28 protein-coding genes are annotated in these 25,386 nt (G+C 69.1%); 22 read left to right on the top strand and 6 right to left on the bottom strand.

The features are described 5' to 3' along the window. Position 1: 1 nt before the first annotated feature. Positions 2 to 982, bottom strand: coding sequence for a tripartite tricarboxylate transporter substrate binding protein (locus JI746_RS01755; protein ID WP_201687050.1), 981 nt, complete (start codon positions 980 to 982; stop codon positions 2 to 4). Between the two features lie 160 nt (positions 983 to 1,142). On the opposite strand from JI746_RS01755, the gene JI746_RS01750 reads away from it, so the two are divergent. The 19 genes from JI746_RS01750 to JI746_RS01660 all read left to right on the top strand — a co-directional run bounded on the left by JI746_RS01750 (position 1,143) and on the right by JI746_RS01660 (position 19,866). Continuing rightward, on the top strand, positions 1,143 to 1,847 hold the full coding sequence (locus JI746_RS01750) for a TetR/AcrR family transcriptional regulator (protein ID WP_201687049.1): 705 nt from the start codon (positions 1,143 to 1,145) through the stop codon (positions 1,845 to 1,847). Between the two features lie 3 nt (positions 1,848 to 1,850). Continuing rightward, complete coding sequence (locus JI746_RS01745; RefSeq protein ID WP_201687048.1) at positions 1,851 to 3,647, top strand: acyl-CoA dehydrogenase C-terminal domain-containing protein; 1,797 nt, start codon at positions 1,851 to 1,853, stop codon at positions 3,645 to 3,647. Further along, positions 3,644 to 4,072 carry a DUF2147 domain-containing protein gene (locus JI746_RS01740; RefSeq protein ID WP_201687047.1) on the top strand — a complete coding sequence of 143 codons (429 nt, stop codon included), beginning with the start codon at positions 3,644 to 3,646 and terminating at the stop codon, positions 4,070 to 4,072. The genes JI746_RS01745 and JI746_RS01740 overlap by 4 nt, the downstream gene beginning before the upstream one ends. Beyond that, the gene (locus JI746_RS01735) at positions 4,072 to 6,561 is read left to right on the top strand and encodes a 3-hydroxyacyl-CoA dehydrogenase/enoyl-CoA hydratase family protein (RefSeq protein ID WP_201687046.1); all 2,490 of its coding nucleotides are present in this window, start codon (positions 4,072 to 4,074) and stop codon (positions 6,559 to 6,561) included. Before JI746_RS01740 ends, JI746_RS01735 begins: the two co-directional genes overlap by 1 nt. Positions 6,562 to 6,568: 7 nt before the next feature. Further along, a complete protein-coding gene (locus JI746_RS01730) occupies positions 6,569 to 7,015 on the top strand; it encodes an endonuclease domain-containing protein (protein WP_201687045.1) in 447 nt (148 codons plus the stop codon). After that, positions 7,012 to 8,220, top strand: coding sequence for an acetyl-CoA C-acyltransferase (locus JI746_RS01725; protein WP_201687044.1), 1,209 nt, complete (start codon positions 7,012 to 7,014; stop codon positions 8,218 to 8,220). Before JI746_RS01730 ends, JI746_RS01725 begins: the two co-directional genes overlap by 4 nt. An 86-nt stretch (positions 8,221 to 8,306) precedes the next feature. Further along, entirely contained in the window at positions 8,307 to 9,044 is a 738-nt protein-coding gene (locus JI746_RS01720; RefSeq protein WP_201687043.1) for an SDR family oxidoreductase, read from the top strand. A 14-nt stretch (positions 9,045 to 9,058) separates the two neighbouring features. Further along, entirely contained in the window at positions 9,059 to 9,649 is a 591-nt protein-coding gene (locus JI746_RS01715) for a 2-hydroxychromene-2-carboxylate isomerase (RefSeq protein ID WP_201687042.1), read from the top strand. Further along, positions 9,646 to 10,419 (top strand): enoyl-CoA hydratase, encoded by a 774-nt coding sequence (locus JI746_RS01710; RefSeq protein ID WP_236599474.1) that lies wholly within the window; start codon positions 9,646 to 9,648, stop codon positions 10,417 to 10,419. The genes JI746_RS01715 and JI746_RS01710 overlap by 4 nt, the downstream gene beginning before the upstream one ends. A gap of 128 nt (positions 10,420 to 10,547) precedes the next feature. Then, positions 10,548 to 11,384 (top strand): SDR family oxidoreductase, encoded by an 837-nt coding sequence (locus tag JI746_RS01705; protein WP_201687041.1) that lies wholly within the window; start codon positions 10,548 to 10,550, stop codon positions 11,382 to 11,384. 174 nt (positions 11,385 to 11,558) lie between these two features. Continuing rightward, positions 11,559 to 13,331, top strand: coding sequence for a methanol/ethanol family PQQ-dependent dehydrogenase (locus JI746_RS01700; RefSeq protein WP_201687040.1), 1,773 nt, complete (start codon positions 11,559 to 11,561; stop codon positions 13,329 to 13,331). Further along, the gene (locus tag JI746_RS01695) at positions 13,328 to 14,146 is read left to right on the top strand and encodes a quinoprotein dehydrogenase-associated putative ABC transporter substrate-binding protein (RefSeq protein ID WP_330892850.1); all 819 of its coding nucleotides are present in this window, start codon (positions 13,328 to 13,330) and stop codon (positions 14,144 to 14,146) included. The genes JI746_RS01700 and JI746_RS01695 overlap by 4 nt, the downstream gene beginning before the upstream one ends. Next, entirely contained in the window at positions 14,143 to 14,718 is a 576-nt protein-coding gene (locus tag JI746_RS01690; RefSeq protein ID WP_201687039.1) for a c-type cytochrome, read from the top strand. Before JI746_RS01695 ends, JI746_RS01690 begins: the two co-directional genes overlap by 4 nt. Beyond that, complete coding sequence (coxB, locus tag JI746_RS01685; protein ID WP_201687038.1) at positions 14,715 to 15,683, top strand: cytochrome c oxidase subunit II; 969 nt, start codon at positions 14,715 to 14,717, stop codon at positions 15,681 to 15,683. Before JI746_RS01690 ends, coxB begins: the two co-directional genes overlap by 4 nt. After that, positions 15,680 to 17,665: a cytochrome c oxidase subunit I gene (ctaD, locus tag JI746_RS01680; RefSeq protein WP_201687037.1), complete on the top strand. Its 1,986-nt coding sequence runs from the start codon at positions 15,680 to 15,682 to the stop codon at positions 17,663 to 17,665. Before coxB ends, ctaD begins: the two co-directional genes overlap by 4 nt. After that, the gene (locus JI746_RS01675) at positions 17,662 to 18,276 is read left to right on the top strand and encodes a cytochrome c oxidase subunit 3 (protein ID WP_201687036.1); all 615 of its coding nucleotides are present in this window, start codon (positions 17,662 to 17,664) and stop codon (positions 18,274 to 18,276) included. The genes ctaD and JI746_RS01675 overlap by 4 nt, the downstream gene beginning before the upstream one ends. Continuing rightward, positions 18,273 to 18,614 (top strand): hypothetical protein, encoded by a 342-nt coding sequence (locus tag JI746_RS01670; RefSeq protein WP_201687035.1) that lies wholly within the window; start codon positions 18,273 to 18,275, stop codon positions 18,612 to 18,614. The genes JI746_RS01675 and JI746_RS01670 overlap by 4 nt, the downstream gene beginning before the upstream one ends. Continuing rightward, complete coding sequence (locus JI746_RS01665) at positions 18,602 to 19,480, top strand: cytochrome c oxidase assembly protein (RefSeq protein ID WP_201687034.1); 879 nt, start codon at positions 18,602 to 18,604, stop codon at positions 19,478 to 19,480. The genes JI746_RS01670 and JI746_RS01665 overlap by 13 nt, the downstream gene beginning before the upstream one ends. Before the next feature lie 32 nt (positions 19,481 to 19,512). Next, positions 19,513 to 19,866: a YciI family protein gene (locus JI746_RS01660; RefSeq protein ID WP_201687033.1), complete on the top strand. Its 354-nt coding sequence runs from the start codon at positions 19,513 to 19,515 to the stop codon at positions 19,864 to 19,866. Positions 19,867 to 19,876: 10 nt separating this feature from the next. Here JI746_RS01660 and JI746_RS01655 read toward each other — a convergent pair whose 3' ends face one another. Further along, a complete protein-coding gene (locus tag JI746_RS01655) occupies positions 19,877 to 20,671 on the bottom strand; it encodes a tetratricopeptide repeat protein (RefSeq protein ID WP_201687032.1) in 795 nt (264 codons plus the stop codon). Positions 20,672 to 20,834: 163 nt separating this feature from the next. Between JI746_RS01655 and JI746_RS01650 the strand changes: the two genes are divergently transcribed. From JI746_RS01650 to JI746_RS01640, 3 genes are all read left to right on the top strand, one after another. After that, entirely contained in the window at positions 20,835 to 21,257 is a 423-nt protein-coding gene (locus tag JI746_RS01650) for a YciI family protein (RefSeq protein ID WP_201687031.1), read from the top strand. Positions 21,258 to 21,320: 63 nt separating this feature from the next. After that, on the top strand, positions 21,321 to 21,731 hold the full coding sequence (locus JI746_RS01645; protein WP_201687030.1) for a VOC family protein: 411 nt from the start codon (positions 21,321 to 21,323) through the stop codon (positions 21,729 to 21,731). Between the two features lie 4 nt (positions 21,732 to 21,735). Further along, a complete protein-coding gene (locus tag JI746_RS01640; protein WP_201687029.1) occupies positions 21,736 to 23,052 on the top strand; it encodes an RNA polymerase sigma factor in 1,317 nt (438 codons plus the stop codon). Between the two features lie 147 nt (positions 23,053 to 23,199). Here JI746_RS01640 and JI746_RS01635 read toward each other — a convergent pair whose 3' ends face one another. From JI746_RS01635 to JI746_RS01620, 4 genes are read right to left on the bottom strand one after another with little or no spacing between them, the layout of a single operon-like run. After that, positions 23,200 to 23,640 (bottom strand): copper chaperone PCu(A)C, encoded by a 441-nt coding sequence (locus tag JI746_RS01635; RefSeq protein ID WP_201687028.1) that lies wholly within the window; start codon positions 23,638 to 23,640, stop codon positions 23,200 to 23,202. Positions 23,641 to 23,650: 10 nt separating this feature from the next. Beyond that, on the bottom strand, positions 23,651 to 24,241 hold the full coding sequence (locus JI746_RS01630) for an SCO family protein (protein ID WP_201687027.1): 591 nt from the start codon (positions 24,239 to 24,241) through the stop codon (positions 23,651 to 23,653). After that, entirely contained in the window at positions 24,238 to 24,654 is a 417-nt protein-coding gene (locus JI746_RS01625) for an ExbD/TolR family protein (protein WP_201687026.1), read from the bottom strand. The genes JI746_RS01630 and JI746_RS01625 overlap by 4 nt, the downstream gene beginning before the upstream one ends. A 10-nt stretch (positions 24,655 to 24,664) precedes the next feature. After that, complete coding sequence (locus JI746_RS01620) at positions 24,665 to 25,381, bottom strand: MotA/TolQ/ExbB proton channel family protein (protein WP_201687025.1); 717 nt, start codon at positions 25,379 to 25,381, stop codon at positions 24,665 to 24,667. Between the last annotated feature and the right edge of the window lie 5 nt (positions 25,382 to 25,386).

Here is a 25,386-nt window from a genome sequence, read left to right as displayed (position 1 = left end):
GTCAGCCCACGCTGATCCCGCGCTCGCGCACCACCGTCGCCCAGAGCGCCTGCTGCTTCTTCAGGAAGTCCGCAGCCTGCGCGGGCCCGCCGGCGAACACCTCGCCGCTGAGCGCGCGCACGCGCCCGAGCACCTCGGGTTCGGCCATGGCCCGGGCGATCGCCCGGGCGAGCCGGTCGCGCACGCCCGGTGCGATGCCTGCCGGTGCCAGCACCGGGTTCCATTCCAGCACCTCGTAGCCGGCCACGCCTGCTTCCTCCATCGTCGGCATCTCGGGCAGGGCGCGGGCCCGCCGCAGGCTGGTGACCGCCAGCGGCCGCAGCTTGCCGGCCTGGATGTGCCCGAGCGAGGACGCGACATTGGCGAAGAACAGCGGCACCTGCCCGCCCATCACGTCGTTGAGCGCCGGTCCGCCGCCCTTGTACGGCACGTGCACCAGCCGCACACCGGCCCGTTGCTCGAACAGGGCGCCGGCGAGGTGCTGCGCCGAGCCGTTGCCCGAGGACGCATAGGCGATCTGCGCCGGCTTCTCCTTCGCGAGCCGGATCACGTCGCGCACGCTCCTGGCCTCGTAGGAAGGCGTGCACACCATCACGTTCGGGAACAGCGCCAGCACGGCCAGCGGCGTGAACGCGGTGGCGCTGTCGTAGGGCAGCTTGGGGAACAGCGAGGGATTGACGGCGAAGTTCGATGCGTCCAGCAGCAGCTGGCTGCCGTCCGGCGTGGCGCGCGCGACCTGCGCCGCGGCGAGCTGCCCGCTGGCGCCCGGCTTGTTGTCCACCACCACGTTCTGCCCCAGCGCCTGCGCCATGTGCGGCGCGAGCAGCCGCGCCATCAGGTCGGCGCCGCCGCCGGCGGGATACGACACGACCAGCGTGATCGGCCGTCCGCCGGCGATGGTGTCCTGGGCGCGGGCGAGCAGCGGCGCGGCGATGGCGGCACCGGCGCTGGCCAGCAGCGTGCGGCGGGGGATGGGGTGCATGGCGCTTCTCCTGCGGCCGGATCGTGACGGCGCCGCGGCAGGCAGGGGGCGGGGAAAACCCGCTGACCGGGTTTCTAGAGGACTCCCTCCAAACCGCGGCCGCCGAAAATCGGTCAAAATCGCACGATCGTTCGTTTTATTCTGTCGAGCACCCGTACCCATGTCCGTCACCGACCTGCCGATGAAGCCCGGCCGCGCCCGCGAGGGCAAGGCGCTGCAGAAGGGCCAGCAGACCAAGGCGGCGATCGTCGATGCCGCCCTCGGGCTGGCCACCCAGATCGGCCTGGAGGGCCTGTCGATCGGCGCCCTGGCCGAGGTCACGCAAATGAGCAAGTCGGGCGTCTTCGCCCACTTCGGCTCGCGCGAGGAACTGCAGATCTCCGTCATCCGCGAGTACCACGCCCGCTTCGAGCAGGAGGTGTTCTATCCCGCGATGGGCGAGCCGCGCGGCCTGCCGCGGCTGCGCGCCATGTTCGCCAACTGGATGCAGCGCACCTCCATCGAGATCGATTCCGGCTGCATCTACATCAGCGGCGCGGTCGAATTCGACGACCGGCCCGGGCCGGTGCGCGACGCGCTCGCCTCGTCCGTGCAGAGCTGGCACGAGGCGATGAAGCGCGCCATCGCCCTGGCCAAGGAAGAGGGCCACATCGACGCCGGGACCGACGAGGAGCAGATGCTGTTCGAGATCCACGGCCTGATCCTGGCGCTGCACTACGAGGCCCGCTTCCTCAGGCTCCCCGACTCGATCGCCCATGCGAATGCGGGCTTCGAGAACATCCTGCAACGCTACGGCGCGAAACCCTCGCCCACCGTCCGATCCCTTCCCAGAACCGCCCGAGCGGCCAAGAACGCCAAGGAGTAGAAGATGCCCACGTACACCCCGCCGCTGCGCGACATGCAGTTCCTGATCCACGAGGTGTTCCATCTCGCCGAGGAACTCAAGCCCTGTCCCCGCCATGCCGACATCGACGCCGACACCATCAACGCGGTGCTGGAGGAAGGTGGCAAGTTCGCCAGCGAGGTCACCTTCCCGCTGAACCGCGTCGGCGACGAGCAGGGCTGCACGCTCGATGCGAAGACGCACGAGGTCACGACCCCCAAGGGCTTCAAGGAGGCCTACGCCAGGTTCATCGAGGGCGGCTGGCCCGCCCTCTCCTGCGACCCGCACTTCGGCGGCCAGGGCCTGCCGCTGGTGCTGAACCAGTGCCTGTACGAGATGCTCAATAGCGCCAACCAGGCCTGGACCATGTATCCCGGCCTGTCGCACGGCGCCTATGCGGCGCTCGAGACCCACGGCACCGAAGAACAGAAGCGGACCTACCTGCCGAAACTCGTGAGCGGCGAGTGGACCGGCACGATGTGCCTGACCGAGCCGCACTGCGGCACCGACCTGGGCCTGCTGCGCACGAAGGCCGAGCCGCAGGCGGACGGCACCTACCGGATCACCGGCACCAAGATCTTCATCTCCGCCGGCGAGCACGACATGACGCCGAACATCATCCACCTGGTGCTGGCCCGCCTGCCGGACGCGCCGCAGGGCAGCAAGGGGATCTCGCTGTTCGTCGTGCCCAAGTACATGGTGAACGCCGACGGCTCCATCGGCGAACGCAACGGCATCCACTGCGCCGGCCTGGAGCACAAGATGGGCATCCACGGCAATGCCACAGCGCAACTGGTGCTGGAAGGCGCCGTGGGCACGCTGGTGGGCGAGCCCAACAAGGGGCTGCCGGCGATGTTCGTGATGATGAACGCGGCGCGGCTGGGCGTGGGCAACCAGTCGCTGGGCCTGACCGAAGTCGCGTTCCAGAACGCGCTGGCCTATGCCAAGGACCGCATCCAGATGCGCTCGCTCAGCGGCGTCAAGGCCAAGGACCAGCCGGCCGACCCGATCATCGTGCACCCGGACGTGCGCAAGATGCTGCTCACGGCCAAGGCCTATGCCGAAGGCGGCCGGGCGCTGGCGATCTACTGCACCATGCTCCTCGACAAGGAGCTGTACCACCCCGACGAGAAGGTGCGCGCCGAGTCCGCGGAACTCGTGGCCCTGCTCACGCCCATCGTGAAGGCCTTCCTCACCGACAACGGACACGTCGCCACCAATGCCTGCCTGCAGGTGTTCGGCGGCCATGGCTACATCGAGGAACACGGCATGTCGCAGTTCGTGCGCGACAACCGCATCAACATGATCTACGAAGGCACGAACACCGTGCAGTCGCTGGACCTGCTGGGGCGCAAGGTGCTGTCGAACAACGGCGCCACGCTCAAGAAGTTCGGCAAGCTGGTGGCGCAGCTGGTGGAGGAAGAGGGCGTCAACGAGAAGATGGCGGAGTTCATCAACCCGATCGCCTTCCTGGGCGACCAGATGACGAAGTTCACGACCGAGATCGGCTTCAAGGGCTACCAGAACCCCGACGAGGTCGGCGCCGCGGCGACGGACTACCTGCGCGTGCTGGGCCACCTGGTGTTCGGCTACTTCTTCGCCCGCATGGCGCAGGTCGCGCTCAAGGAGATCGAGGCGGGCAACACCGACCCGTTCTACCAGGCCAAGCTGCAGACGGCGCGCTTCTACTTCGCGCGCCTGTTCCCCGAAACGGCGACGCTGATGCGCACCGCGCGCTCCGGCGTCAAGGTCCTCCTCGATACCGACGCGGCCCTGGCATGAAGAAGACACTCATCCTCCTCGGCGCCGCCCTGGCGTTTTCCAGCGCCTTCGCGCAGGTGTCGCCCGTCGGACTGTGGCGCAGCATCGACGACAAGACCGGTGAACCGAAGGCGGAGATCCGCATCACCGACAGCGGCGGCGTGCTGACCGGCCGCATCGAAAAGACCCTCAAGAAGGACGCCAAGCCGACCTGCGAGGAATGCAGGGACGAGCGCAAGGGCCAGGCCATCAATGGCCTGGAGATCATCCGCGGGGCGAAGAAGACCGAGGGCCAGGACGTGTGGGAGAACGGCAAGATCCTGGATCCCGAGAACGGCAAGGAATACACCTTGCGCCTGGCGCCCATCGAGGGCGGGCAGAAGCTGCAGGTGCGCGGCTACATCGGTCCGTTCTTCCGCACGCAGACCTGGGTGCGCGTCCAGTGATGAACAAGCAAGGAGCGGCGGTGTACAAGGAACATGAACAGGCGGGCGGGGGCGGCACGGCCGCTTCGGGCGAAGGCAGGGGCCGGACGGCGAACCGGTTCACGGTGAAGAAGGTGGCCGTGCTCGGCGCCGGCGTGATGGGGGCGCAGATCGCTGCGCACCTCGTCAACGTCAAGGTGCCCGTGGTGCTGTTCGACCTGCCCGCCAAGGAAGGCCCGAAGAACGGCGTCGTGACCAAGGCGGTGGAAGGGCTGAAGAAGCTCAAGCCCTCGCCGCTGGGCGTGCCCGAGGACGCCGCGCTGATCCAGCCGGCGAACTACGAGGAGCACCTGGCGCTGCTGGGCGAATGCGACCTCGTGATCGAGGCGATCGCCGAGCGCATGGACTGGAAGCTCGATCTCTACAGGAAGATCGCGCCGCACGTGGCGCCGCACGCGATCGTCGCCTCCAATACCTCGGGCCTGTCGATCACGAAGATGGCCGAGGCGCTGCCGGAGGCCCTGAAGCCGCGCTTTTGCGGCATCCACTTCTTCAATCCGCCGCGGTACATGTATTTGGTGGAGCTGATCGCGACGCCGACCACGAAGCCGCAGATCCTCGACGATCTCGAGACCTTCGTGACCAGCGGGCTGGGCAAGGGCGTGGTGCGGGCCAAGGACACGCCGAACTTCATCGCCAACCGGGTCGGCATCGCCGGCATGCTGGGCACCATGCGCGAGGTGGAGAAGTTCGGCCTGAGCTTCGATGTGGTCGACGATCTCACGGGCAAGAAGCTGGGGCGCGCCTCCAGCGGCACCTTCCGCACGGCGGACGTGGTGGGCCTGGACACGATGGCCCACGTCATCAAGACCCTGCAGGACACGCTGTCGGCCGAGACGGACCCCTTCTACGGCAGCTTCGCGACGCCCGAGGTGCTGAAGGTGCTGCTGGAACAGGGCAACCTGGGCCAGAAGACCAAGGCGGGCTTCTACCGCAAGGTCGGGCGCGACATCCTGCGCTTCGACCCGGCGCGCAAGGACTATGTGCCGGGCGGCGAGAAGGCCGACGAGGTCTATGGCCGCATGCTGAGGAAGCCGGCGGCCGAACGCCTGAAGCTGCTGCGCAATGCCAGCGGCGCGCAGGGCCAGTTCCTGTGGTCGATCCTGCGCAACGGTTTCCACTACGCGGCGGTGCACCTCGCGACGATTGCCGAGACGGCGCGCGACGTCGACCAGGCGATGCGCTGGGGCTTCGGCATGAAGCAGGGCCCCTTCGAGCTGTGGCAGGAAGCCGGCTGGCTGCAGGTGGTGCAGTGGATCCAGGAAGACATAGACGCCGGCAAGGCGCTGTCGAAAGCGCCGCTGCCCGAATGGGTGTTCAAGGGCCCGGTGGCCGAAGCCGGCGGCGTGCACACGGCGGAGGGCTCGTTCAATCCCACGAGCGGCCGGTTCGAGCCCCGGCGCGTGCTGCCGGTGTACCAGCGCCAGGTGTTCCCGGAACTGCTGCGCGGCGAGGCCGGTGCGCGCTTCGAGACGGCGGGCACGACGGTGCACGAGGACAGGAACGTGCGCCTGTGGACGCTGGACCACGAGGTGCTGATCGTCAGCCTCAAGACCAAGATGCACACCATCAGCCCCGAGGTCTGCGAAGGGCTGCAGCAGGCGATCGAGACCGCGGAGAAGGACTACCAGGGGCTGGTGATCTGGTCGGGCGACGAACCCTTCAGCGCCGGTGCCGACCTGGAGTCGACGCTGCCCGCCTTCGTCGCGGTGGGCGTGGCGGCGATCGAGGACGCCGAAGGCTTCATGCAGCAGACCATGCTGCGCCTGCGCTATGCGAGCGTGCCGGTCGTGTCCGCGATCCGCGGGCTGGCGCTGGGCGGCGGCTGCGAGCTGGGCCTGTATTCGGCGAAGCGCGTGGCGGCGATGGAAAGCTACATCGGGCTGGTGGAAGTGGGCGTGGGCCTGGTGCCGGGTGCCGGCGGCCTGACCTACATCGCGCGCCGGGCGGCGGAGAACGCGGCGACGAGCACCGACAAGGACCTGCTGAAGTTCCTGACCGAGGGCTTCACCGCCGCCGCGATGGCCAAGGTGGGCACCAGCGCGATCGAGTCGCGCAAGATCGGCTACCTGCTGGATAGCGATGTGATCGTGCCGAACAAGGACGAACTCCTGTACGTGGCCCTGCAGCAGGCGAAGGCCCTGTACGACGCCGGCTACCGTCCGCCGCACAGGCGCATGTTCCCGGTGGCGGGGCGCAGCGCGAAGGCGACGATCCAGGGCCAGCTGGTGAACCTGCGCGATGGCGGCTTCGCGAGCGCGCACGACTTCCACATCGCCTCGCTGATCGCCAACGTGGTCACGGGCGGGGATGTCGATGCGAACACCTTGGTGACGGAGGAGTACCTCATGGCGCTGGAACGCCAGGCCTTCTGCGAACTGGTGCAGCACCCGAAGACGCAGGAGCGGATCCTGGGGATGCTGAGCACGGGGAAGCCGGTGAGGAATTGACCGGCGGATGAAGCACGAAGCCCCACCCCTGCCTTCCTCCCTCTCCCGCTTGCGGGAGAGGGCTGGGGTGAGGGCGAGGGAGCTTCGCAAGGACGCCACCGACGCCGAAGCGCTTCTCTGGTATCGCCTGCGGAACCGCCAGTTGCTCGACCTCAAATTCCGTCGCCAGCGGCCGATCGGAAACTACATCGCCGATTTCGCGTGCCTGGAAATCGGCCTCGTGGTCGAACTCGATGGCGGACAGCATGCCGAGCAGCTCGCGTATGACGCGCAGAGGCAGAACGACATGCAGGCCTTGGGTTTCCGGACGCTGCGCTTCTGGAACCACGAAGTACTGACAGAAACGGATGCGGTGATGGAGAAGATCCGGCAAGTGGCCGAGACACTGACCCTCACCCCGACCCTCTCCCGCAAGCGGGAGAGGGAGCAAGACAAAGGGAATTCCCAGCCATGACCCGACAACTCCACGACGCCTACATCGTCGCCGCCACCCGCTCGCCCATCGGGCGCTCGCACCGCGGCTTCTTCCGCAACATGCGGCCGGACGACCTGCTCGCCAGCGTGCTGCGCTCCGCCATGGCGCAGGTGCCCAACCTCGACCCGCAAGCCGTCGAGGACGTGATCTGCGGCTGCGCGATCCCCGAAGGCGCGCAAGGCCTCAACGTCGCCCGCGTCGCGACCGTGCTGGCAGGCCTGCCGAAATCGGTCGGCGGCATCACCGTCAACCGCTTCTGCGCCTCCGGCCTCTCGGCCGTGCAGATGGCCGCCGACCGCATCCGCGTCGGTGAAGCCGACGTGATGATCGCCGCCGGCGCCGAGAGCATGAGCCTGGTGCCCATGATGGGCAACTCGCCCTCGCTGTCGCCTTCGATCTTCAGCAACCCCGACGACATCGAGAGCTACGGCATCGCCTACGGCATGGGCCTCACGGCCGAAAAGGTCGCGCGCCAGTGGAAGGTGAGCCGCGATGCGCAGGATGCGTTCGCCGTGCGCTCGCACCAGAAGGCGATCGCGGCCATGCAGGCCGGCGAGTTCGCCAGCGAGATCACCGAAATCGAAGTGCCCGAACGCTCGGTGGACCTCGAATCCGCCGAAGTCGCCGTCCAGACCCGCAAGGTCAAGCTGGACGAGGGTGCACGCGCCGACACCACCGTGGAAGCCCTGGCCCGGCTCAAGCCCGTGTTCGCCGCCCGCGGCAGCGTGACCGCCGGCAACAGCTCGCAGACCTCCGACGGCGCCGGCGCGCTGATCCTCGCCAGCGAAGCCGCCGTGAAGCGCTTCGGCCTGCAGCCGCTGGCGCGCTTCGTCAGCTTCGCCAGCCGCGGCGTGCCGCCGCAGATCATGGGCATCGGCCCGATCGAGGCGATCCCCGCGGCGCTGAAGGCCGCCGGCCTGAAGCAGGACGACCTCGACTGGATCGAGCTGAACGAAGCCTTCGCGGCGCAGTCGCTCGCCGTGATCGACACGCTGGGCCTCGATCCGGCGAAGGTGAATCCCATGGGCGGCGCCATCGCGCTGGGCCACCCGCTCGGTGCCACCGGCGCGATCCGCTCCGCCACCGTGGTGCACGCCCTGCGCCGCAAGAACCTGAAGTACGGCATGGTCACCATGTGCGTCGGCATGGGGCAGGGCGCCGCGGGGATCTTCGAACGCGTCTGAGCGCACGGCCGCGTACGCCAGCGCCAATGGAAATTGGAATCTGACCCCAATTAGCGCCAATTAGCGTTCGATAAGGAGGCATCGGCATGGCTGCAGACAACGCGCGTCCCGTGGCGCTGGTCGTGGGCGCGGGCGACGCCACCGGCGGCGCCATCGCCCGCCGCTTCGCCCGCGGCGGCTACACCGTCTGCGTCACCCGCCGCAGTGCCGACAAGCTGCAGCCGCTGCTGGAGCAGATCCGCGCCGAAGGCGGGCAGGCGCACGGCTTCGCCTGCGACGCCCGCAACGAGGACGAAGTCGGCGCCCTGTACGACGACATCGAGGGACGCCTCGGGGCCATCGAGGTGATGGTGTTCAACATCGGCGCCAACGTGCCTTCCAGCATCCTGGACGAGACCGCGCGCAAGTACTTCAAGGTGTGGGAGATGGCCTGCTTCGCCGGCTTCCTGAACGGGCGCAAGGCGGCGCGCTGCATGGCGCCGCGCGGCCAGGGCACGATCCTCTTCACGGGCGCGACGGCGTCCCTGCGCGGCTCGGCCAACTTCGCCGCCTTCGCCGGCGCCAAGCACGCACTGCGGGCACTGGCGCAGAGCATGGCGCGCGAGCTGGGGCCGCGCGGCATCCACGTCGCGCACGTCGTCATCGACGGCGCCATCGACACCGCGTTCATCCGCGAGAATTTCCCGCAGCGCTATGCGCTCAAGGAGCAGGATGGCATCCTGAACCCCGAGCACATCGCGGAGAACTACTGGATGCTGCACATGCAGCCCCGCGACGCCTGGACCCACGAGCTCGACCTGCGACCGTGGAGCGAGAAGTTCTGAACAGGAGACCTGCCATGACGAAAGCCGTCGAGTTCTACTTCGATGTCGGCAGCCCGGCCACTTACCTGGCCTGGACGCAGCTGCCCACGATCGTGCAGGAGACGGGCAGCGAGATCGAATACCGCCCGATGCTGCTGGGCGGCGTGTTCCAGGCGACCGGCAACCGCTCGCCGATGGAAGTACCGGCCAAGGGCCAGTACATGCAGGACGACCTGCAGCGCTTCGCCCGCCGCTACGGCGTGCCCTTCCGGCACAACCCGCATTTCCCGATCAACACGCTGGCCCTGATGCGCATGGTGCTGGGCCTGCAGTTGCGCGAGCCGCAGCGCATGGTGCCCTTCGTCGATGCGGTGTGTCGCGCGATCTGGGTGGATGGCCGCAACATGAACGATCCCGCCACGGTGGCCGAGGTGCTGCAACAGGCCGGCTTCGCGCCGGAGCAGATGCTGGCGCTGGCCAACGACCCCGCCATCAAGGACGACCTGAAGGCCGCGACGCAGGAGGCCGTGGCGCGGGGCGTGTTCGGCGCCCCCACCTTCTTCGTGGGCGGCGAGATGTTCTGGGGCCAGGACCGGCTCGATTTCGTGAAGGAAGCCTTGCAATGACGACCATCGACGAAGTGCTGGTGCACTCCGAAGCGGGCGTGATGACGCTCACGCTGAACCGCCTGGCGCGCAAGAACTCGATCACCGGCGCGATGTACGCGGCGCTCGCCGAAGCGGTGGCGCAGGCGCGCGAAGATGCCTCGGTGCGCGCGGTGCTGGTGCAAGGCCACGAGACCGTGTTCTGCGCCGGCAACGACATCGGCGACTTCCTCGACCAGCCCCCGGCCGGCGAGGAGTCGCCCGTGTTCCGCTTCCTGCACGGCATCGCCACCTTCCCCAAGCCGCTGCTGGCGGCGGTGTGCGGTCCCGCCGTGGGCATAGGCACGACGATGCTGTTCCACTGCGACCTGGTCTATGCCGGCGACAACGCGGCGTTCTCCATGCCCTTCGTGAACCTCGGCCTGTGCCCGGAGGCTGCGTCCAGCCTGCTCGCCCCGCAACTCCTGGGCTACCACCGCGCGGCGGAGGCGCTGCTGCTCGGCGAGCCCTTCATGGCCGAAGCGGCGCTGGAGGTCGGGCTCGTGAATCGCGTGCTGCCGCCCACCGAAGCGAATGGCTACGGCCAGGCGCAGGCGCGCAAGCTGGCGGCCCGCCCGCTGGCTTCGCTGGTGGAGACCAAGCGCCTGATGAAGAAGGGCCAGCAGCAAGCCGTGCTGCAGCAGATGGCCGACGAAGGCGAGAGCTTCCGCCGCATGCTGGTGGCGCCGGCGGCCCGGGAGGCCTTCACGGCCTTCATGGAAAAGCGCCGGCCGGATTTTTCGGGGCTGTAGCGAGCCGTCACCCCCGCGCCGGCGGGGGCCCGGCCGTTACCCCCGCGCAGGCGGGGGCCCAGAGTCGCCCGCTGCGCGGGCAGGGCAATGCGGGAGCCCTGGATTCCCGCCTCCGCGGGAATGACGACGTGAACCTCCAAGGCAAGACCCTCTTCATCACCGGCGCCTCGCGCGGCATCGGCCTGGCGATCGCCAGGCGCGCCGCCGCCGACGGCGCCAACATCGTGATCGTCGCCAAGACCGCCGAGCCCGACCCGAGGCTGCCCGGCACCATCTACAGCGCCGCGGAAGAAATCCGCGCCGCCGGCGGCCACCCCCTGCCGCTGCAGGTCGACATCCGCGACGAGGCGCAGGTGCTCGATGCCGTGCAGCGCGCGGTGCTCACCTTCGGCGGCATCGACATCCTGGTCAACAACGCCAGCGCGATCAGCCTCACCGACACCGAGCACACGCCGATGAAGCGCTACGACCTGATGAACGGGATCAACGCGCGCGGCACCTTCCTGTGCACGCAGGCCTGCCTGCCGGAGCTGAAGAAGTCGGCAGCCGCGGGGCGCAACGCCCACGTGCTGACCCTGTCGCCGCCGCTGTCGATGAAGACGCACTGGTTCGCCCCGCACACGGCCTACACGATGGCCAAGTACGGCATGAGCATGTGCACGCTGGGCCACGCCGGCGAACTGCGCAAGTACGGCATCGCCGTCAACAGCCTGTGGCCTCGCACCGCAATCGCGACCGCCGCCCTGCAGATGATCCCCGGCGTCGACCTCGGCGCCTGCCGCAAACCCGAGATCCTGGCCGATGCGGCCTGGCTGGTGCTCACGTCCGATGCGGCCGAGGCGCGCAACAGCGGCAACTTCCACATCGACGACGAACTCCTTGCGGCGCATGGGCAGACCGATCTCGAGCGTTATTCGGTGACGCCCGGCACCACGCGTTTCGTGCCGGACTTCTTCGTCGACTGAGCGCCTCGCCAGCTCGCTCTGTACGCGCCCGTACACAGCGCGACAGCGGCCCCCAGAACGTTGCGCGATGTGTAAACTGCGTCCCCATAAAAGCAGAGCCATTCGTGGCCGATAACAGTCGATGGAGTCCGCGCGCCGCGCGGCAGGAACAGGGGCTTCGTTCATTTCGTGGAGATGAAGTTGAGGCTTGCCTTGTCGTTCCTCGGGGCGCTCCTGTTCGCATCGGCCGTCGCGGCCCAGCCGGCCGATGACGGTGAATGGCGGACCGCCGGCAAGGACCCCGGCCTCAACCGCTTCAGCGGCCTCGCGCAGATCCATACCGGCAACGCCGCGCAGCTGAAGCTCGCCTTCCACTTCCCGACCAATCTCGACCGCGGCCATGAGGCCGCACCGATCGTGGCGGACAACACCATGATCGTGGTGGGGCCCTTCCCGAATCTCGTCTACGCCTTCGACGTCTCTAAGGCGCCGTTCACGCAGAAGTGGGCCTTCGACCCCAAGCCCGATTCCAGCTCGCAGGGCGTCGCCTGCTGCGACGTGGTCAACCGCGGCGGCGCCTACGCCGACGGCCGCTTCTTCTTCAACACGCTCGACAACCAGACCATCGCGCTCGACGCGAAGACGGGCAAGGAGTTGTGGCGCACCAAGCTCGGCGAGATCAAGCTGGGCGAAAGCATGACGGGCGCGCCCATGGTCGCCAAGGGCAAGGTGTTCGTCGGCAACGCCGGCGGCGAATTCGGCGTGCGCGGCTGGATCACGGCGCTCGACGCGGCCACCGGCAGGATCGCCTGGCGCGCCTACAGCACGGGCCCGGACAAGGACGTGCTGATCGGCCCCAACTTCAAGCCGTACTACCAGTCCGACCAGGGCAAGGACCTCGGCATCAAGACCTGGCCGGGCGAGGCCTGGCGCATCGGCGGCGGCACCGTCTGGGGCTTCATCTCCTACGACCCGCAGCTGGACCTGATCTACCACGGCACCGCCAACCCCGGCCCCTGGAACCCCGAGCAGCGCCCGGGGGACAACAAGTGGACGGCCGGCCTGTTCGCGCGCCGGCCCGACACCGGCGAGGCCGTGTGGTACTACCAGACCAGCCCGCACGACCTGCACGACTACGACGGCGTCAACGAGAGCATCCTGGCGGACCTCCCCATCGGCGGCGGCACGCGCAAGGTGCTGATGCGGCCGGACCGCAACGGCTACCTGTACGTGATCGACCGCACGAGCGGCCAGGTGATCTCGGCCACGCCCTTCGTGCACACGACGACCTCCACCGGCGTCGACCTGCAGACCGGCGCGCTCAAGTACAACCCCGCCAAGAACCCGCGCGCCGGCGAGACGGTGCGCAGCATCTGCCCGGCCTCGCCCGGCGCGAAGGACTGGCAGCCGGCCGCCTGGTCGCCGCGCACGCAGCTGCTCTACATCCCGCACCAGAACCTGTGCCAGGACGCAGTGACCAGCGAAGCCAGCTACATCGCAGGCACGCCCTTCGTCGGGCTCGAAGCCAAGATGTACCCCGGCCCTGGCGGCAACCGCGGCGTGTTCACCGCATGGGACCCGGTCAAGCAGCGCAAGGCTTGGGAGATCCAGGAGAAGTTCCCGGTCTGGAGCGGCGCCCTCGTCACCGCCGGCGACGTCACCTTCTACGGCACCATGGACGGCTGGTTCAAGGCCATCGACGCGCGCAACGGCAAGCTGCTGTGGCAGTACAAGACGGAGTCCGGGATCATCGGCCAGCCGGTGACCTTCCGTGGTGGCGACGGCCAGCAATACGTGGCCGTGCTGGCGGGCGTCGGCGGCTGGTCCGGCGCCATCGTCTCCGCGGGCCTCGACCCGCGCGACGCGACGGCCGCCCTGGGCTTCGTCGGCGTGATGCGCGACCTGCCCGCCGCCACGCGCAAGGGCGGGCATCTCTACGTGTTCTCGCTCCAGGGAGGCGCCCAGTGAGGCGCGCGCTCGCCTTGCTGCTCGCCGGCACGGTGTGCGCCGCGGCCGCGCAGGAAGCACCGCGCCCGCAGCAGCCGCAGCGGCAGGCCCTGCGCGTGTGCGCCGATCCCGACAACCTGCCGTACTCGCACCAGGACGGCAGCGGCTTCGAGAACCGGATCGCAAGGCTCGTGGCCAGCGACTTCGGCCTGCCGCTCGAATATGCGTGGCTGCCGGACCGGCGCGGCTTCGTGCGCAAGACGATGGGCGCAGGCCTGTGCGACCTGATCGTCGGCGTGCCGGCGGATTTCGAGCGCACGCTCAACACGCGGCCCTACTACCGTTCCAGCTATGTGCTGGTCGAGCCCGAGACGCATCTCTCGTCGCCCGCCAGCTTCGCCGATCCGCGGCTGCGCGAGTGGCGCGTGGGCGTGCAGCTGGTGGGAGACGACCTCGCCACGACGCCGCCGGGCCATGCGCTGGCGCTTTCCGGCGCCGTCGACCGGGTGGTCGGCTATCCGATCCCCGGGGCGCAGCCGGCGGCAGCGCGCATGGTGCACGCGCTGGAACGCGGCGACCTCGACGCGGCGTTCGTGTGGGGGCCGCAGGCGGGCTTCTACGCGAAGCACGCGTCCGTGCCGCTGCGCCTGCATTACGTGCCTCCGCCGGCCGCGCTGAAGGAGCAGCCCTTCGTGTTCGCCATCGCGATGGGCGTGCACCGCGGCGACCGCGCGCTGCGCGAGCGGCTCGACGACTTCATCGCCCGCCGCCAGCCGGAGATCGACCGCATCCTGGCCGACTACGGCGTGCCGCGGCTGCCGGAGGACGCGCGATGAGATCCGGCGTCGCCTGCCTGCTGATCGCTGCGGCCGCGCTGGCCGGCTGCGAGCGGGAGGAGCGGCACTTCCGCGCGGAAATCCAGAACGCCACCGGCGGCGAGACGGCACCGCGCCGCAGCAGCAACCAGCCGGCGGTGGCGCTGGGCGGCATGGTGAGGCTGGCGGACAAGAACATCAGCATGTACGACGACAACGCCTACGCGATCAGCGAAGGCAAGCGCCTGTACCACTGGTACAACTGCTCGGGCTGCCACGCCAACGGCGGCGGCGCGATCGGACCGCCGCTGATGGACAGCCAGTGGACCTACGGCAGCGACCCGCAGAGCATCTTCAACACGATCATGCAGGGCCGCGCCAACGGCATGCCTTCGTTCGGCGGCCACATCCCCGACGACCAGGTCTGGAAGATCGTCGCCTACGTCCGCTCCATGGGCGGCGCCGTGCGCACCGACGTGGCGCCCTCGCGCGGCGACTCCCTCTATCCGGGCAAGCCGGAGAACTTCCGCTCGCCGCAGCCGGCGGTGCAGAAGGGGGTGTCGGAGTCCGAACTGGCGCTGGAGCCGAGATGAACCCGGGCGTGCACGACATGCTGAGCGCCTGGGGCCCGCAGGCGGACCACATCGCGACGCTGTGGAACATCTTCCTGGCGATCTGCGCCATCGTGTTCGTTGCCGTGCTGGCCGGCCTCCTGCTGGCGCTGCGGCGCGCGCCCCGGATCGATGCGCCCGAGCCGCCGGACCTGGGCGCCGTCAACGTCCCCGAGCCGCGCCTGAGCCGCCCCGTGTCCATCGCCGTCGCCGTCACGATCCTCGGCCTGCTGGTGCTGCTGGGGGCGAGCGTGTTCACCGACCGCGCGCTGGCGCGCCTGCCGCTGCAGGATGCGGTGAACATCCAGGTGACGGGACACCAGTGGTGGTGGTCGGTGAAGTACCTCAGTGGCCCGGTGTCCGAGACCTTCGAGACGGCCAACGAGATCCACGTGCCCGTCGGCCGGCCGGTCGTCATGCAGCTCAATGCCGACGACGTGATCCACAGCCTGTGGATCCCGAGCCTCGCCGGCAAGCGCGACCTGATCCCGGGCCGCACCGCCACCCTTTCGTTCCGCGCCGACCGGCCCGGCATCTATCGCGGCCAGTGCGCCGAGTTCTGCGGCTTCCAGCATGCGTTCATGGGTTTCGAGGTGCATGCGCAGGCACCGGAGGATTACGAGCGCTGGCGCCGGCAGCAGCTGGCGACGGCCATCGAGCCCGCCGATGCCCGCGCGCAGCGCGGCAAGCAGCTGTTCCAGTCGGTGAGCTGCGCCATGTGCCACACCATCCAGGGGACGCTGGCCCAGGGCAAAAGGGCGCCCGACCTGACGCACCTGGCGAGCCGGCGCACCATCGCCGCGGGCACGCTGCCCAACGACGCCGGCAACCTGGCCAGCTGGATCGCCGATCCGCACCGGCACAAGCCGGGCGTCAACATGCCCGCCAACCCCATGTCCGGCGAGGACCTCGCCGCGATCGTCACGTACCTGGGAACGCTTCGATGAGGAATGGGCCGCTCGGCGAGAAGCCGCATCCCTACAAGGGCCAGACCAAGGACGGCCTGGCCGGCGGCGAGGTCGTCGCGCGCCTGCTGGACGAAACGTGGAAGGACCCGCCCGGCTTCTTCGGCTGGTTCTGCGCCGTCAACCACAAGGTCATAGGCAAGCGCTTCCTCGTCACCTGCCTGGTGTTCTTCGCGCTGGGCGGCCTGCTCGCCGCCACCATGCGCATGCAGCTCTCGCGCCCCGGCAACACGCTGGTCGGGCCGGACCTGTACAACCAGATCTTCACGATGCATGGGTCCACCATGATGTTCCTGTTCGCCGTGCCGGTGATGCAGGCGGTGGCGATCTACCTGGTGCCGCTGATGATCGGCGCGCGCGCGATCGCCTTCCCGCGCATGACCGCCTACTCGTACTGGATCTTCCTGTTCGGCGGCGTGATGCTGTACGCGGCCTTCTTCGTCAACTCGGGCCCGGACGCCGGCTGGTTCTCCTACGTCCCGCTGGCGGGGCCTGCCTACGGGGCCGGCAAGCGCAACGACTTCTGGGCCCAGATGATCACCTTCACCGAGGTGTCGGCCCTGCTGGACGCGATCATCATCATCTCCACGGTGTTCAAGATGCGCGCGCCGGGCATGACCCTCAACCGCATGCCGCTCTACGTGTGGGCGATGCTGGTGGTGGCCTTCATGATCCTGTTCGCGATGCCCGCCGTGGCGCTGGCCAGCACGCTGCTGATCCTGGACCGGCTGGTCGCGACGCACTTCTACAACCCGGGCGAAGGCGGCGACGTGCTCCTCTGGCAGCACCTGTTCTGGTTCTTCGGCCACCCCGAGGTGTACCTGATCTTCATTCCCGGGCTGGGCTTCATGTCCGCGATGATCCCGACCTTCGCCCGCCGGCCGATGTTCGGCTACACCGCGATGGTGCTGTCGATCATCGCCACCGGCTTCCTCTCCTTCGGGCTGTGGGTGCACCACATGTTCGCGACCAACGTGCCGGAACTGGGCAAGACCTTCTTCACCGCCGCCAGCATGCTGATCGCCATCCCGACGGCGGTGCAGATCTACTGCTGGATCGCGACGCTGTGGACGGGGCGGCTGAACTTCAAGGTGCCGCTGTACTACGTGCTGTCCTTCTTCGTGATCCTGGTGATCGGCGGCATGACGGGCCTGATGCTGGCCTCGGTCTCGCTCGATTCGCAGGTCCACGACAGCTACTTCGTCGTGGCGCACCTGCACTACGTGCTGCTCGGGGGCGCGGTGTTCCCGCTGTTCGGGGCGCTCTACTACTGGTACCCGAAGTTCACCGGCCGCCTCATGTCCGAGCGTCTCGGGCGCTGGAGCTTCTGGCTGATGTTCGTCGGCTTCAACGTCGCCTTCTTCCCGATGCACCTGCTCGGGATGAACGGGATGCCGCGGCGCGTCTACACCTATCCGGCGGAAATGGGCTGGGGCACCTTGAACCTGGTCTCCACGCTCGGTGCCGTGACGCTGGCCCTGGGCATCTTCCTCACGCTGGTGAATGCGGTGCGCAGCGCGCGGCACGGCGTGCTCGCGGGCGCGGACCCCTGGGGCGGCGGCACGCTGGAGTGGGCGACCGAGTCGCCGCCGCGCGTGTGCAACTTCCCGGCCACGCCGGTCGTGTACGGGCGCGACCCGGTGTGGCAGGGCGTGCCCGAAGGGCAGCCGGATCACGTCAGCGGCCTGGCGGCGGACGTGCGCGAAGTCCTGTGCACCACGGTCGCCGACGCCAGGCCGGACAGCCGCATGATGTATCCCGAATCCAGCGCCTCGCCCTTCCTCGCCGCGGTGGCGACCACGGTGCTGTTCATCGGCTCGATCTTCTCGCCGTGGGCCGTGGTGTGGGGCGTGATCCCGGTCACGATCACGCTGGTCTGGTGGTTCTGGCCGAACCGCCGCGAAGCCGAGGAAGAACTGGCGCTGGAGAAGCTCGACCCGGCGCTCGTCGCGGAGAAGGCATGAACCAGGCCGTCGCCAAGGGGCGGGCGCTCGACGTGGCGGAACTGCCCACCGTGGTCTTCTCGCACCGCAGCCTGATGTGGTGGGGCACGCTGGGCGTGATGGCGATCGAAAGCACGGTGTTCGCGCTGGCCGTCATGGCGTACTTCTACCTGCGCAGCCACCAGGAGACCTGGCCGATCACCTCGCTGCCGCCGGACCTGCGCTGGGGCACCATCAACACCGTGATCATGGTCGTGAGCTTCCTGCCCGCGCACCTGGCCAAGCGCGCGGCCGAGAAGATGGACCTGGACGGCGTGCGGATCTGGCTGGTGGCGAGCACGGTGTTCGGCATCGCCTTCACCTTCGTGCGCGCGCTGGAGTTCTCCACCCTCAACGTGCGCTGGGACAGCAATGCCTACGGCTCCGTCGTGTGGCTGCTGCTCGGGCTGCACACCACGCACATCGTGACCGACCTGCTGGACACCATCGTGCTGACCGTGCTGTTCTTCACCGGCCCGCTGGACGGCAAGCGCTACGTCGACGTGAGCGAGAACTCGTTCTACTGGTACTTCGTCGTGGCGGCCTGGCTGCCGATCTACTTCGTCATCTACTTCGGGGCGCGCGCGCCATGACCATCAAGAGCTGGGCGGCACTGGTGGTGGCGCCGACGGTGGCGCTCACGACGCAGAGCGTCATGTACGCCATGGTCACGCCGTCGTGCGGCACGCAGACGCGGCTGCAGCTGCACCTGTTCGCCGCCGTGGCGCTGGCGGTGGTGGTGGTGCTCGCGGTGCTGGCCTTCGGCGAGTCCTCCCTGCACCGCCCCGAGCCGGGCTCGATGGACAGCGACGAACACCACGCCCGCCACCGCTTCCTTGCCACCATGGCGACCGCGGTGGGCGCGTTCGCGGCGCTGGTGATCCTGGCCATGTGGTTCACCACCTGGGTGCTCACGCCTTGCGAGCCCTGATCGCGTTCGCGGCGGCCTGGCCGCTGCTGGCCCGCGGCCACGTCGCCGAGCCGGCGCCCGCCGCCGGCCCCTGGCGCTGGGACTTCGCGCCCTGGGTGCTGGCGCTTCTCGCCCTGTCGGCGGCCGGTTACGCCGTGGGCCTGCGGCGCTTGTGGCGCAACGCGGGCAGGGGCCGTGGCGTGGCGATGCACCAGGCCGGCTGCTTCGCGCTCGGCTGGTTCACGCTGCTCGCCGCGCTGGTCTCGCCGATCGATGCCGCCGGCGGCCACCTGTTCTCGATGCACATGGTGCAGCATGAACTCCTCATGGTGCTGGCGGCGCCCTTGCTGGTGCTGGGTCGCCCGCTCGCCACCTGGGCCTGGGCGCTGTCGCCGGCGCAGCGGCGCAGGGTGGGGAGCCTGTTCGCGCGCCGCGGCTGGTCGGCGGCCTGGTCGGCGCTGAGCGATCCGCTGGGCGCCTTCGCGCTGCATGCGATCGCGCTGTGGGCGTGGCACCTGCCGGCGGCCTTCGACGCGGCGCTGGCGCACGAGGGCTGGCACGTCGCGCAGCACGTGTCCTTCCTGGGCACCGCGCTGTTCTTCTGGTGGTCGGTGCTGGGGCACGATCCGCGCGGGCGCTACGGTCCCGGCCACGCCGCCGCATCGCTCTTCGCCACCATGATGCACACCGGTGCGCTGGGAGCCTTGCTCAGCCTGGCGCCGCAGCCCTGGTACGCGCCCTACGTGGCGAGCACGCTCGCGCTGGGGCTCGATCCGGCGCAGGACCAGCAGCTCGGTGGCCTGGTGATGTGGGTGCCGGCGGGCCTGGTGTACGTGGTCGCGGCGCTGTGGGTGCTGGGTCGCATGCTCACCCGCGTGCGCGCGTGACGCGGCCGTGGCGCGCCCCTATCATGGGGCGCATGGCTTACATGCTCGTGATTCTCGAAGATCCCGCCCAGCGCGGCACGCGCACCCGTGCGGAGGGCGAGGCGGTGTTCCAGCGCATGCTCGATTTCGCCGACTCCCTGCGCAAGCAGGACAAGCTGCTCGCGGTGGAATCGCTCGCCTCGCAGCAGAAGGCCGCCCGCGTGCGGGTGCGCGGCGGGCAGTCGCAGGTGCTGGACGGCCCGTTCGCGGAAGCCAAGGAGATGATCGGCGGCTTCTTCCTGCTGGATTGCGCCAGCCGCGAGGAGGCGGTGGCCATCGCCCGCCGCTGCCCCGCCGCCGAATGGGCGACGGTGGAAGTGCGGGAAACGGCCCCCTGCTACCTGTAGACCGCCAGGATCACTTGCCCGAGCCGGACTGCTGCGTGCGCTTCTGCGCGATGTAGCGCAGTTCCGCCTTGGCGACGGGGTCGTTCGGGTCGAGCTTCAGGCATTCGTTGTAGGTCTTCTCGGCGCCGTCGAGATCCTTCTTCTCCACCATCACGAAGGCCTGGCCGCGCAGCGCGCGCGCCAGCTCGCGATTGCGCACCGTGCTCGGCGAGAAGTCGCGCGCGTCCGTCTCGGCGCGCTTGAATTCCTTGACGGCGCCGTCGAAGTTCTTCTCCTTCAACAGCAGCTGCCCGAGCTCCGCGCGGTAGGCGGCGTTGTGCGGCGCCAGCGCCACGGCCGCCTCGATCGACTTCCTCGACTCGGGGTAGCGCTTCATCTCGGTCAGGATGAAACTCTTGAGGTAATAGGCATCGCCCCAGGTGGACGGGTACACGCCGGCCTCCGTGGCTTCCTTGCCCTGCGAGGGCTTGCGGCCGACTTCATTGAGGTAGGCCTGCGCTTCCGCGGGGCTGCGCGAGGCGAACACCTGCACCTTCCCGCGGCGATAGCGGTCCTCGTACGATTGCACCACCGCGTCGGCCAGCACCAGGGCTTCCTGCAGCTTGCCGGCGCGCATCAGGCGCGAGACCTCGTCGAGTTCGGCGGTGTTTTCGGTCGGGCGCGGCCCGGCAGCGGGTGCCGGGGCGGCGTTCGCCGCCGGCGCGGAGGCGGGTTTCGCGGCCGCCGCCGGGGGCGTGTTCTGGGCGAACGCGGCGCTCAGGCAGCAGGCGAGGATCGTGAAAGCAAGGTTACGTGCATAAGCCATTTCGGAGTCTCCCTCTCGTTGCAAATTGTGACTCTTGTACGCTTGAGTAGCGAGGCACTTTGGTGCCGGTTCGGGTTTTTCCTGATCGGCGACTGTCGAATTCCAACAGCCTCCATCGTCGTGGAAGCGAGGCCGATTGCGGCCTGCCACCAGGAGACCCGCGATGCGTTTCATGATCCTCGTCAAGGCCACCCCCGCCAGCGAAGCCGGCCGGTTCCCGGAAGACAGCGAGAAGGTCTTCCAGGCCATGGCCGGCTACCACGAGGAACTCGCGCGCGCCGGCGCGCTGCTGGATGCCGCCGGCCTGCAACCGAGCAGCAAGGGCTGGCGCGTGCACTACGAAGCCGGCCAGCGCAGCATCGTGGATGGGCCCTTCACGGAGACCAAGGAACTGGTCGCCGGCTACACCCTGATCCAGACCCGCACGCGCGACGAAGCCGTCGAGTGGTCGCGCCGCTTTCCCAACCCGATCGGTGAAGGCATCGCCTGCCACATCGAGGTGCGCCAGCTCTATGAACTGGAGGACTTCGCCGGCGTCGCCGATGCGGGCATCGCCGAGCGCTTCCGCGACATCGGCGTGGGCTGAATGCGCCGCGTCCCCTCGACCGCATCCCCCGACCCGACCGACCCCTGACCCAAGGAGCCCCCCATGGCCCGCCAGATCTTCGTCAACCTGCCGATCCGCCACATGGAGCGGGCCAAGGCCTTCTTCGCCGCGCTCGGTTTTTCCTTCAACCCGCAGTTCACCAACGAGCAGGGCGCCTGCATGGTGGTCTCCGAGACCATCTACGTGATGCTGCTGGTGGAGCCCTTCTTCCAGACCTTCACGAAGAAGCCCGTCGCCGACGCGCGCGCCGCGACCGAGGTGCTGATCTGCCTGTCGTGCGACAGCCGCGAGGAAGTCGACACGCTCGTGAGAAAGGCGCTGGCCGCCGGCGGCACCGCGCCCAACGCGCCGCAGGACCATGGCTTCATGTACGGCCATGGCTTCGAGGACCTGGACGGCCACGTGTGGGAGCTGATGTGGATGGACCCGAACGCGGCGCCGCCGCACGCCTGACGCGATGCACTCGGCCACGCACCAGGCGATCGCCGCGGTCTGGCGGCTCGATGCGGCCCGCATCACTGCCGTCGTCGCCCGCATGGTGCGCGATGTCGGCGTGGCCGAGGAACTGGCGCAGGACGCCCTCGTCGCCGCGCTGGAGCACTGGCCGCGCGAAGGCATCCCCGACAACCCCGCGGCCTGGCTCATGACGACCGCCAGGCGCCGCGCCCTCGATCACCTGCGCCACCGCAAGATGCAGGACGAGAAGCTGGAGGAGGTCGGCCATGACCTGGAAGCGCAGGAGGCGCTGGTCGTGCCCGACTTCGTCGACGCGCTCGATGCCGCACGGCAGGACGACATCGGCGACGACCTGCTGCGGCTGATCTTCACGGCCTGCCACCCGGTGCTGCCGGCGGAGGCGAGGGTGGCGCTCACGCTGCGCCTGCTGGGCGGCCTGACGACGCACGAGATCGCCCGCGCCTACCTCGTGCCGGAGCCCACCATCGCCCAGCGCATCGTGCGCGCCAAGCGTGCGCTGGCCCAGGCGCAGGTGCCGTACGAAGTGCCGCGCGGGGCCGAACTGGCACCGCGGCTCGCTTCGGTGCTGGAGGTGGTCTACCTGGTCTTCAACGAGGGCTACACCGCCACCACGGGCAGCGACTGGATGCGGCCCGAGCTGGCGCAGGAGGCCTTGCGCCTGGGGCGCATGCTGGCCGGCATCGCGCCGCGCGAGCCCGAGGTCCATGGCCTGCTGGCCCTGATGGAACTGCAGGCCTCGCGCATGGCCGCCCGCACCGATGCGCAAGGTCGCGCCATCCTGCTGGCCGACCAGGACCGCCGCCGCTGGGACCCGCTGCTGGTGCGGCGCGGCCTGGCAGCCCTGGAACGCGCCGAGGCGCTGGGCGGCGCCCGCGGCGTGTATGCGCTGCAGGCGGCCATCGCGGCCTGCCATGCGCGCGCGCCCTCCAGCGCCGAAACCGACTGGCACCGCATCGCGGCCCTCTACGGCACCTTGGCCGAAGTCGCGCCCTCGCCGGTGGTCGAACTCAATCGCGCGGTGGCCGTCGCGCAGGCGCAAGGGCCGGCGGCGGCGCTGGCGATCGTCGAGCGGCTGCGCGCCGATCCGGCGCTGCGGCGCTATCCGTGGTTGCCGGGGGTGCATGGCGATCTGCTGGAGAAGCTGGGGCGTGGTGAAGAGGCGCGGGTGGCGTTCCTGGAGGCGTCAGCGCTGGCCGGGAATGCGCGCGAGCGGGAGTTGATGCAGGAGCGGGCGGAGCGGCTGAAGGGGTCTTCGTCGGCTGGTGTTGACGGTTCGTCGGCTGGCGTTAATTCGTAGGCTGGCGGTGAGCCGCGTCAGCGCGCGAACCCCAGCGATGGCGCGAAGCGCTGGGGTTCCGGCGCTGGCGCGAAGCGCTGGGGTTCCGGCGCTGGCGCGCGTCACCGCCAGCCTACGCATGCCGCCCGGTGTGCGCATCCAGCCCGCCTACTTCAGCGCCGCGCCCAAAGGCTTCACCGGCACCTCCACCGCGACATCATCGAGCTCTCCCTTGCGGTCCTTCAGCAGCAGCGTCAGGCGCACCTTCTCGCCGGGCTTCAGCGTGTCCTTCAGGTCCATCAGCATCACGTGGTAGCCGCCGGGCTTCAGGGGCACGGCCTTGCCCGCGGGCAGCTCGATGCCCTTCACGGCACGCATCTTCATGGTCATGTTCTCGTCCATCGCCATCTCGTGGATCTCCACCACGCCGGCCGCGGGCGAGCGCGCGCCGACCAGCGTGACGTCGCTGGTCGACGTGAGCTGCATGAAGGCGCCGCTGGTCTTCTGCCCCGGCACGGTGGCGCGCACCCACGCATCCTGCACCGTCACGTCCGCGAGGGCGCAGGTGGTGGCGAGCAGGCCCGCGAGGGCGATCAGCGATCTGTGCATCGCGCCCTCCTCAGGCCAGCAACTGGCGCAGGTCGTGCACGCAGTCCTCGGCCGCCATGTTGTGGCGCAGGGCCACGCGCAGCACGCCGTTCGGATCGAAGGCGTAGGACAGCAGCGAGTGGTCCAGCGTGTACGAGGACCCGGTGGGCACCTTGCGGTAGAACACCTTGAAGCTGTCCGCCGTCTTCTTCGTCGTCTCGAGGTCGCCGAACAGCGGCACGAAGGTCGGGTCGAAGGCGGCGGTGTAGGCCTTGAGCATCTCCGGCTTGTCGCGCTCCGGGTCCAGCGTCACGAACAGGACCTGCAGCAGGTCGCGGTCCTTGCCCAGGAGGGTGCGGATCTGCGCCGCGCGGGCCAGCGCCGTGGGGCAGGCGTCGGGGCACTGCGTGAAGCCGAAGTGCAGCAGCACCACGCGGCCGCGGTAGTCCGCGATGGTGCGCTCGCGGCCTTGCGCGTCCTTCAGGCGGAATTCGCCCTTGTAGGTGGCATCGGCCAGGTCGACGCCCTTGAAGCTGGCGCGCGGCTGGTGGTCGCAACCGGCCAGCAGGGCCAGGCCCCCCAGGAGAACGGTACGACGGGTGGGGGTGGTCAGGCGATTCATCGGGTGGCTCCCGGTTCTGTGATGAAACCAATCTTGCGCAGTCCTGCGCGCTGCGCGGCCGCCATGGCACGGGCGACCTTCTCGTAGCGCACGGACTTGTCGCCGCGGATGTGCAGCTCGGGCTGCGGGTCCTTCGAGGCCTCGAGGCTGAGCACCGACTCCAGCTCGGAGTCGTCCAGCTTCGCCTCGTTCCAGTAGTAGGTGCCCTGCGCGTCGACGCTCAGGCGCACGGTGTGCGGCTTCGTCTCCTGCGCGTGGTTCTGCGCGCGCGGCAGGTCGATGTTCACCGCGTGCTTCATGACGGGCACCGTGATGATGAACACGATCAGCAGCACCAGCATGACGTCCACCAGCGGGGTCATGTTGATCTCGTTCATCACCTCGGAGGTGTCGTCCTGGGTGCCGAAGGACATGGCGTTCTCCTCAGGCCTTCTTCAGGTGGACGACCTTGCGCTCGGTGGCGGCGACGCGGGCGCCGGTCACGAAGTACGCATGCAGGTCGTGGGCGAAGCGATTGAGCTTGTGCAGCACGCGCTTGTTGCCCCGGACCAGGGCGTTGTAGCCCAGCACCGCGGGGATGGCGACCGCCAGGCCCAGCGCCGTCATGATCAGCGCCTCGCCGATCGGGCCGGCCACCTTGTCGATGGTCGCCTGCCCCGCGGAGCCGATCGACATCAGCGCGTGGTAGATGCCCCAGACGGTGCCGAACAGGCCGACGAAGGGCGCGGTGGAACCGACCGAGGCCAGGATCGCGAGCCCCGCCTGCAGTTGCGCAGTGCAGTCGTCGATCGCATTGCGCAGGCTGCGCGTGACCCAGTCGCTGGCGTCCATGCCGTCCTGCAGCCGGCCGCGGCCTTCGCCGTGGCGAATGTGCGCCGAGGCGTCGCGGCCTTCCAGCGCCAGCGTGCGGAACGGGTTCTCCTCGTCGGTGCCCAGTTCCGCGAGGCCGCCGGCGAAGTCGGGCGCGGCCCAGAACCTGTCGGTGGCCTTGGCGTGCTTCGCGCAGCGGCGCTGGTCCAGCGCCTTGATGGCCATCACGCCCCAGGAGGCGAGCGACATGCCCCCCAGCAGCAGGAACACGCCCCGGGTGACGAGATCGCCCTGGGTCCAGACGTTGACGAGGCCGAAATGGGGATGCATGGCGT

It is taken from the genome of Ramlibacter alkalitolerans (assembly GCF_016722765.1).
In the GTDB taxonomy this organism is placed as follows: Bacteria; Pseudomonadota; Gammaproteobacteria; order Burkholderiales; family Burkholderiaceae_C; genus Ramlibacter; species Ramlibacter alkalitolerans.
The sequence above is the reverse complement of the archived record's forward strand: the minus strand, read 5'-3'. Positions and strand labels throughout refer to the sequence as shown.